The 7451-nt window shown below is 72.2% G+C and carries 8 protein-coding genes and 1 pseudogene; all 9 read right to left on the bottom strand.

Annotated features, from left to right (window positions below; genetic code table 11):
• Window positions 1-1057, bottom strand: a pseudogene (locus TSO352_RS27180) (flagellin); the annotation flags it as partial.
• Between the two features lie 202 nt (window positions 1058-1259).
• Complete coding sequence (locus TSO352_RS27175; protein ID WP_109110196.1) at window positions 1260-2318, bottom strand: ketoacyl-ACP synthase III; 1059 nt, start codon at window positions 2316-2318, stop codon at window positions 1260-1262.
• A 29-nt stretch (window positions 2319-2347) separates the two neighbouring features.
• A complete protein-coding gene (locus TSO352_RS27170) occupies window positions 2348-3088 on the bottom strand; it encodes an SDR family NAD(P)-dependent oxidoreductase (RefSeq protein ID WP_109110195.1) in 741 nt (246 codons plus the stop codon).
• Window positions 3085-4266: a class I adenylate-forming enzyme family protein gene (locus TSO352_RS27165; RefSeq protein ID WP_109110194.1), complete on the bottom strand. Its 1182-nt coding sequence runs from the start codon at window positions 4264-4266 to the stop codon at window positions 3085-3087. Before TSO352_RS27165 ends, TSO352_RS27170 begins: the two co-directional genes overlap by 4 nt.
• Window positions 4263-4511, bottom strand: a complete 249-nt coding sequence (locus TSO352_RS27160) for a phosphopantetheine-binding protein (protein ID WP_109110193.1) — start codon at window positions 4509-4511, stop codon at window positions 4263-4265. Before TSO352_RS27160 ends, TSO352_RS27165 begins: the two co-directional genes overlap by 4 nt.
• Window positions 4512-4513: 2 nt before the next feature.
• A complete protein-coding gene (locus TSO352_RS27155) occupies window positions 4514-5353 on the bottom strand; it encodes an alpha/beta fold hydrolase (protein ID WP_109110192.1) in 840 nt (279 codons plus the stop codon).
• 3 nt (window positions 5354-5356) lie between these two features.
• Window positions 5357-5590, bottom strand: coding sequence for a hypothetical protein (locus tag TSO352_RS27150; protein WP_109110191.1), 234 nt, complete (start codon window positions 5588-5590; stop codon window positions 5357-5359).
• Between the two features lie 44 nt (window positions 5591-5634).
• Window positions 5635-6393: a glycosyltransferase family protein gene (locus tag TSO352_RS27145; RefSeq protein ID WP_109110900.1), complete on the bottom strand. Its 759-nt coding sequence runs from the start codon at window positions 6391-6393 to the stop codon at window positions 5635-5637.
• Window positions 6386-7438 carry a pseudaminic acid synthase gene (gene pseI, locus TSO352_RS27140; RefSeq protein WP_247872534.1) on the bottom strand — a complete coding sequence of 351 codons (1053 nt, stop codon included), beginning with the start codon at window positions 7436-7438 and terminating at the stop codon, window positions 6386-6388. Before pseI ends, TSO352_RS27145 begins: the two co-directional genes overlap by 8 nt.
• Between the last annotated feature and the right edge of the window lie 13 nt (window positions 7439-7451).

Genomic DNA, 7451 nt, shown 5'->3' with positions numbered 1-7451 from the left:
CGGTCAGGGTGATCGTGCCGTTGCCGCCGACCGCCGCCGCTGCGACGTCCTTGCCGGCCAGACGGCCGCTGCTGATGGCGGTGCTGATCGACTGCTGGAGCTTGGTCGCGACGTTGACGCTGGCGTTCTGGCCGACCGCGACGTCCGTCGAGCTGGCGGTGTAGCTGAAGGTCTGGCCTTCCACCGTGATCGAGAAGATGTCGCCCGCTTCGATCGTGCCGCTGACGTTCACCGTGGAAACCTGCGACGTACCCGACTTGGCCGCGGTCGACAGGTTGGTGGACATCGACTGGGTGTTGTCGAAGTAGGAGGTCGTGCGGGTTTCGCCGCCGTCCGACACGATGATGTCGCGGGTGCGGCCGGTGGCGCCGCGCACTTCGATCTGCACGTTGCCGAAGTCGCCCGCCGTGCTCGACATGGTGCCCGACAGCTTCAGGCCGGTCAGGCCATGCGCGTTCTCGGCGCTGCCGACGTCGGCGGTCTTGCCCTCGATCGAGCCGTCGCCCTTGACGCGGATCGAGTAGGTGTCAGCCTTCTGGACGTTGGTGACGCGGGCGTTGTCGATACCGGTGATGGTGTTCACCGCGGCGCGCGAGGCGCTGGTGCTGTCCATGCTCATGCCGTTGCCGGCGATGAGGTTCTTGCCGCCGTAACCGCTGTCGGCGGCGAGCTTGTCGATCTGGTCGCGCAGCGTGTTGAACTGCGAGGCCAGCGACTTGCGGGTGGCGATCGAGGAGGCATCGTTGCCCAGGGCCGCGTAGGCGGCGGTGGTCAGGCCCTTGGCCTGGTCGACCATCGAGTCGATCGAGGTCAGGCCCTTGTCGGCCGCCTGGATCGTGCTGATCGACTGGCCCATCGCGTCCTTCAGCGACGTCAGGTCGCCGGCGCGCTGGGACAGGCCCTTGGCCGAGAAGAAGGCGGTCGGACCGTCGAGGGCGGTGTTGATCTTGTTGCCCGTCGACAGGATGTTCTGTTTCTTGTTGATCTGCTCCTGCGTGCTTTGCAGTTGCAGCAGGTTCGTCCGCATGGAGGACGAGAGGGTAACGTTGCCAGCCATGATGGCCACTCCTTTTGGAGGATCAATGTCCGTCCGCAGCCCCATCTGTGTGCGGCGCGACCCGGAAGGGGACTAATTCCCCTGCCAAAGGGGTAGGCAAGAAGTGGGCCAGTTCAAATTTGCCGGGTTTCCGTTGCAATCCCTGCCCATCGGCAAAAAGCAGCCCGGCAAATTTTGCCGAGCACCCGGCAGAAACTGCCGGTCAGCCGGCAGGGGTTGCCGGGGCGGCAGATTCTGCCGGGCATTTCCTGCCGGGCAGGACAACCGTTTCGCACACCGCGAGCGGCCCGGCCGCCAGCGCCACGCTGCCCCAGGACCAGCCGACACCGAAGCCGGACAGCAGCAGCCGCCGCGATTCCGCCCGCAGGCGCGGCGCCAGCGCGTCGGCCATCGCCAAGGGAATGGAGGCGGAACTGGTGTTCCCCAGCCCGCGCAGCGACACCACCGTGCGGTCGGCCGGCGCCCCCAGCTTCTGGCCCAGATGGCGGATCATCTGGGCGTTGGCCTGATGCAGGACGAGGTGGTCGACGCCGTCCATGGTCCAACCCGCCGTGTCGAGCGCGGCGCGCACGCTGCCCGGCACCTCGCGCAGGGTGAAGGCGAAGACCTGGGTGCCGTCCATGAACAGGCGCGCCGGGCGGTCGGGTTGCCGCAGCGCCCCGCCCTCCGCCGCCAGATAGGGCGCGCCGGCGCCGTCGCTGCCGAGGTCGAAGGCCATCGGCGCGGCGGCATCGTCCAGCTCCAACCCGGCCGCGGCGGCCCCGTCGCCGAACAGCGGCGCCACCGCGCGGTCGTCGGGATCGACCAGCCGCGACGTGGTGTCGCCGACCAGCAGCAGAGCCCGCCGGCCGGCCGTCTTCAGCAGGCCGGCCGCGGTCCACAGCCCATAGACGAAGCCCGAGCAGCCATGGGTGAGGTCCAGCACCGCGGCCCCCTTGCGCAGGCCCAGCCGCCGGTGCAGCAGCGAGGCGGTGCCCGGCAGCGTGAAGTCGTGGGTCTGGGTGACCAGCACCAGCAGGTCGACGCTGTCCGGCGCCCAGCCCAGCCCGTCGAGCAGACGGCGCGCCGCCGCCTCGGCGAGGTCGCTGGTGCATTGGCCGGGGGCGACGACGCGGCGCTCCTCGATGCCGGTGGCGGCGGCGACCTTGCGGGCCGCCTCCTCGCCGAAGCGGCGGGCGAGATCCGCGACGGTCTCGCGCCCTTCCGGCACGCAGCCGACGATGCCCCGCAGGGAAACCCCCTCGATCCGGCTGGCGACCATGTCCGCTTCTCCCTTTGCCGGTTCCGGCTTCAGCAGGTGATGCCGCCGTCGACCGTGACGGTCTGTCCCGTGATGAAGCCGCCGCCGTCGCCCAGCAGGAAGCGGACCACCGGCACGACGTCCGCCGCGGTGCCGAGCCGGCCGAGCGGGGTCCGGCGCACGATCTGGTCGCGCTGGCCGGCCGACAGGCTGCCCGACATCTCGGTGTCGAGATAGCCCGGCGCCACCGAATTGACGGTGATGCCGCGCCGCCCGACCTCGCGGGCCAACGCCCGCGTCAGCCCGTCCAAACCGGCCTTCGACGCCGAATAGGCGGCCAGCCCGACATAGCCGCGCTGCCCGATGATGGAGGAGATGTTGACGATCCGCCCCTCCCCCCGCGCCAGCAGCTTGGCCCGCAGGAAGGCCCGGGCCGCCTGCAGCGCGCCGGTCAGGTTGGTCTGGATCACCGCGTCGGTGTCGACCTCCGGAAAGGTCGCCAGCACGCCCTCGCGCGCGATGCCGGCGTTGTTGACCAGCCCCCACAGCGGCGCGGCGCCGGCCCAGGCAATGGCGGCGTCGAAGAAGGCGCGCACCTCGTCGCCGTCGCCGATGCGGCAGGGGCGCCAGAACAGGTCGGGGCCGGCCAGCCGCTCCAGCGCGGCGGAGGATGAGCGGCTGCAGGTCGACACGCGGAAGCCATCGGCCAGCAGCGCCTCCACCAGCGCAAGGCCGAGGCCGCGGCTGCCCCCGGTCACCACGACGTGACGTTTCGCGGCGGTGGCGGTCATACGGTTCCCTTTCGGCTTTTCTTGCCCGCGGCGCTCAGCGGGATGCGGTCGGCAAGCGTCAGCGCGCGCGGCCGCGCGGCGGGCGGCAGGTCGGCGGTGGCGGCGCGCAGGGCCGCCCGCAACGCAGCCTCCTCGATGCCCGGCGCGGGCACGACGGTGGCGGTCAGCAGATGGCCGGTGATCGGGCTGGCAACGGCGAGCACCGCCGCGTCGGCCACCCCGGCCACCGCCAGCAGGCGGCGCTCCACCACCTCCGGCGACACCTTCACCCCGCCGACATTGACCAGCCCATCGAGACGGCCGGCGAACAGGATGCGGTCGCCGACGCGTTCGACCAGATCGCCGGTCGACAGCCAGCCGTCCGGATCGGCGGCACCGGGAGCGGCGCGCGGGCTGCGCACCTCCAGCACGCCATCGGCGATGCGCAGGGCGACGCCGTCCGGCGCGTCCGCCAGCCACGCCGCCGGGAAGCCGGCGCGGCCGTCGGTCACCGCGAACAGCGCCCCGGCCTCGGTCGAGGCGTAGATGTGGCGCAGGCGCGCCCGCGGGAACCGCTCCGCCAGCCGGTCGAGCAGCGGCTGGTCGGCGGCCTCGCCGCCGAGCGTCACCGCGGCCAGCGGCAGCTCCGCGGGCCCGAGCGCCATCAGGAAGGCGCGCCAGAAGCTGGGCGTGCCGCTGACATGGGTCACCGCGTGGCGCTGCGCGGCGCGGGCAAGGTCGGCCACCCCACCCACCCCACCGCCGCTTGGCATCGCCACCAGCAGCGCGCCGGCCGCCGCCGCGGTCAGCATCACCTGGAGCCCGGCGAAAGCCCCCGGCTCGTAGGTCAGCAGCCAGCGGGCCCCGCCCTCCCCGCTGCCGCGCAGGCGGCCGCGCAGGCGGTCGAGGTCATGGCGGATGCGCTTGGGTACGCCGGTGGTGCCGGAGCTTTCCAGCGTGACGGAAAAGCCGTCCGGCGTGTCCCACCCGGCGGGGTCGGCAGCCCCGCGCGCCAGCAGCAGGCCCCGCCCCGCCCGCTCCGCCGCGGCGAGCGTCGCCAGCACGCGCGACGGCCGGTCGGCCGCCACGACGCCACCCAGGGGGACCGGCAGCGCGGCAAGTTCCGGCCAGCCGAACGCCGCCTCCCCCTCGATCAGGCGGAAGGCCGGATGCATCCAGTCGGGACGGCCGCCGGTCATGCCGCAACGGTGTAGAGCGCCGCCAGTTCGCCGACCGTGGTGAACTGGCGGAAGCCGGCGCGGAACGGGTCCTGCCCGGTCCGCTGTTCCAGCACCACCAGCAACGTGGCGAGGTCGAGCGAATCGATGGGCAGGTCGCCGCCCAGGAAGACGCTGTCCGCGGTCAGGGGCGGCAGGACCTCCCCCTTGTCCGCGGCGATGCGGCCGAGTTCCTCGGCAATCAGGGCGAGCATGGCGTCGGTCATGGTCATTCGGAAGGTTGGAGTGCGTCGTCGCAGCCGTCGAGAAAGGTCCGGATCGCGGCGGTCACCGGGCTGGCGGCCTCAATATGCGGCAAATGCCCGGCGTTGTCGAAGATCCGGAACGGCGCACCCGGCGGCAGCCGGTCGGGCGGCGGCAGCGGGATGATGCGGTCGTCCCGGCCCCACAGGACCTGGATCGGCAGGCGGTAATCACCCCAGTCCACCGGCGGACCGCCGGCGGCGTGCGGATCGAACGACACCGCGATGATCCGTTCCAGCGCGGCGCGGCGCACCGGATCGGCGCCCTGGGCGTGCAGCACCTCGCCGAAGCGCGGGATCAGCGGCGACGGACCGGCGAACAGCCGCTCGGCGCACGCCCGCCCCTCCGCCACGTCGGCCGGGGCGATGGCCCGGCGCAGGAAGCCGAGGTCGAACGGCGTGCCCAGCCCGGCGCTGGCCAGCAGGGTCAGGCTGACGACGCGTTCCGGCGCCAGCCGCGCCAGTTCGCGCGCGACGTAGCCGCCCATCGAATGGCCGACCAGATGGACCCGCTGCAGTTCCAGCGCGTCGAGGAAGCCGACCAGCCACGGGGCGAAGTCGGTCACCCGGCCGCTGCCGACATCGGGCGTCGAGCCGCCATGGCCCGGCAGGTCGACGGCGATGGCGCGCCGCCGGGCCGACAGCGCCGACAGGTTGAACTGCCAAGTCAGCCGGTCGCCGGCGAAGCCATGGAGCAGCAGCACCGGCGTGCCGCCGCTGCCGACCGACAGATAGGCGGCCGGGCCGCCATCGACGCTGGCGACACCGGCGCGCAGGCGGCTGCCTTCCGAAACGGGACGCGGCACCCGTCAGGCCGTGACCGGAGCACCCGCCAGGGCCAGCAGGTCCGCCACCGTCTTGGCCTTGGCCAGCTTCTCGCCCTCGACCACCACGCCGGTCTTCTCATCGACCAGGGCGATGAAGCTGATGACCGCCAGGGAATCCCAGGACTCCAGCGATTCCAGCGTCTCGACGCCGGTCAGCGTGCCGGGATCCAGTTCAAGCATCTCGTCAAGAGCGAGAAGGAAGTCATTGCGATCCATAAGCTCTCTCCTTGTGCCGGCTCCGCAGACGGGAACCGGCTCTGTCAGTGCAGCGTCTTTTGCCGGACCGAACGGTTGATGTCCACCCAATCGGGGTGGTCGCGCAGAAGTTTGCAACAATCCTGCCAGCCGAAGCCGGGGTTGGCCGGCAGCAGCGCCTCCAGCATCGTCCGGACCAGCGCGTAATCGGCCGGCTCGTCAACGCACCAGCGCTGGTCGGCGGGATCGGCGGGAGTGTCCGGGACCAGCGCCGTGCCCAGGCGGAAGCGGTCGGGGCGGCGGTAGATGTAGGGGGTGACGTGCTCCCGCTCCGCCGGATCGGTGGCCAGCGTGGCGGCCTCGTCGAGCGTGCGGCGGGAAAAAATCTCGGCGTCCAGGCCGCGCGGGAAACGGGTGCTGTCGATCGACAGGTAGTCCAGCGGCGGTGTGTCGGCCTGCCCGGCCAGAAAGGCGGCGATCAGCCGGCCGACCAGCGCCGGGTCGATCAGCGGGCAATCGGCGGTGACACGGACCACCAGATCGGCCCCGGCCAGCGCCGCCGCCCCGGCGAAGCGGCCCAGAACGTCCTGCTCGTCGCCACGGAACACGGTGACGCCCAGCGCTTCGGCGCAGGCGGCGACCGGGTCATCGGTGGTGTTCACCGTGGTCGCCAGCACCACCGCGTCCAACCCCGGCGTCCGGCCCAGCCGTTCCAGGTGATGGGCCAGAAGCGGCTTGCCGGCGGCCGGCATCAACACCTTGCCCGGCAGCCGGGTCGAGGTCATGCGGGCCTGCGAGATGGCGACGATGCGCGGCTCAGCCATGGCCATCCCCGTCTTCCGGCGCCAGCATGCCCCAGACCAGTGGTTCGCCGCGGCGGAGCGGCCGGGCGGCGCGGCGGCCCAGCACCGACGGCAGATGCTTCGGCGCCATGCCGAAGCCGGGCCGGATGGAGCGGACGTTCGCGGCGGTCAGCGGCTCCCCGGCCGCGATGTCGGCGACGACGTAGAGCGAGCGACGGTAGTCGCGCCCGCCGGCTTCGCTGGGCTTCACCCCATAATCGACCCGGCCCATGGCGGCGCGGGCGGTGCGCACCGCGTCCGCCATCGCCTTGAACTCGGCCGGTTCCAGGGAGAAGGCGCTGTCGACGCCGCCGTCGGCGCGCGACAGGGTGAAATGCTTCTCGATGATGCTGGCGCCCATCACCGCCGCGGCGACCGGCACGGCGACGCCCTGGCTGTGGTCGGACAACCCGGCGGTAACGCCGAAGGCCGCGGCCAGATGCGGGATGGTCCGCAGGTTGCAGTCCTCCGGCGGGGTCGGGTAGCCGCTGACGCAATGCAGCAGGGCCAGCGGGGTGTCGCCGGCCGCCGCAACCGCCTCCTCGATCTCGCCCAGGGTCGCAAGGCCGGTCGAGACGATCAGCGGCTTGCCCGACCGCGCGGCGCGGCGGATCAGCGGCAGGTCGATCAGCTCGAACGAGGCGATCTTGAAGGCGGGGACGTCGAGCCCTTCCAGGAACTCGATCGCGGTGTCGTCGAAGGGCGAGCTGAAGATGGTCAGCCCCAGCGACCGCGCCCGCTCGAACAGCGGCGCGTGCCAATCCCACGGCGTGTGCGCCTCGCGGTAGAGGTCGTGCAGGGTCCGCCCGGCCCACAGCCCCCCCTCCAGCCGGAAGCCGGGGCCGTCATGGGCGATGGTGATGGTGTCGGCGGTGTAGGTCTGCAGCTTCACCGCGTCGGCCCCGGCCTCCTTGGCGGCGTCGACCAGCGCCAGCGCCCGGCCGAGGTCGCCGTTGTGGTTCCCCGACATCTCCGCGATCAGGTAGGGCGGATGGTCCGGCCCGATGGCACGGCCGTCGATGGTAATGGTCTGGCGGGCG

Origin of the sequence: Azospirillum sp. TSO35-2 (assembly GCF_003116095.1) — a bacterium.
Lineage (GTDB): Bacteria > Pseudomonadota > Alphaproteobacteria > Azospirillales > Azospirillaceae > Azospirillum.
Note: the sequence above shows the minus strand (reverse complement) of the source record. Positions and strands in the feature narration are given on the sequence as shown.

Bases quoted from the DNA above. Each gene is read 5' to 3' on its own strand.
- TSO352_RS27175 (WP_109110196.1), bottom strand. From the start codon at position 2,318: ATGGTCGCCAGCCGGATCGAGGGGGTTTCCCTGCGGGGCATCGTCGGC.
- TSO352_RS27170 (WP_109110195.1), bottom strand. From the start codon at position 3,088: ATGACCGCCACCGCCGCGAAACGTCACGTCGTGGTGACCGGGGGCAGC.
- TSO352_RS27165 (WP_109110194.1), bottom strand. From the start codon at position 4,266: ATGACCGGCGGCCGTCCCGACTGGATGCATCCGGCCTTCCGCCTGATC.
- TSO352_RS27160 (WP_109110193.1), bottom strand. From the start codon at position 4,511: ATGACCGACGCCATGCTCGCCCTGATTGCCGAGGAACTCGGCCGCATC.
- TSO352_RS27150 (WP_109110191.1), bottom strand. From the start codon at position 5,590: ATGGATCGCAATGACTTCCTTCTCGCTCTTGACGAGATGCTTGAACTG.
- TSO352_RS27145 (WP_109110900.1), bottom strand. From the start codon at position 6,393: ATGGCTGAGCCGCGCATCGTCGCCATCTCGCAGGCCCGCATGACCTCG.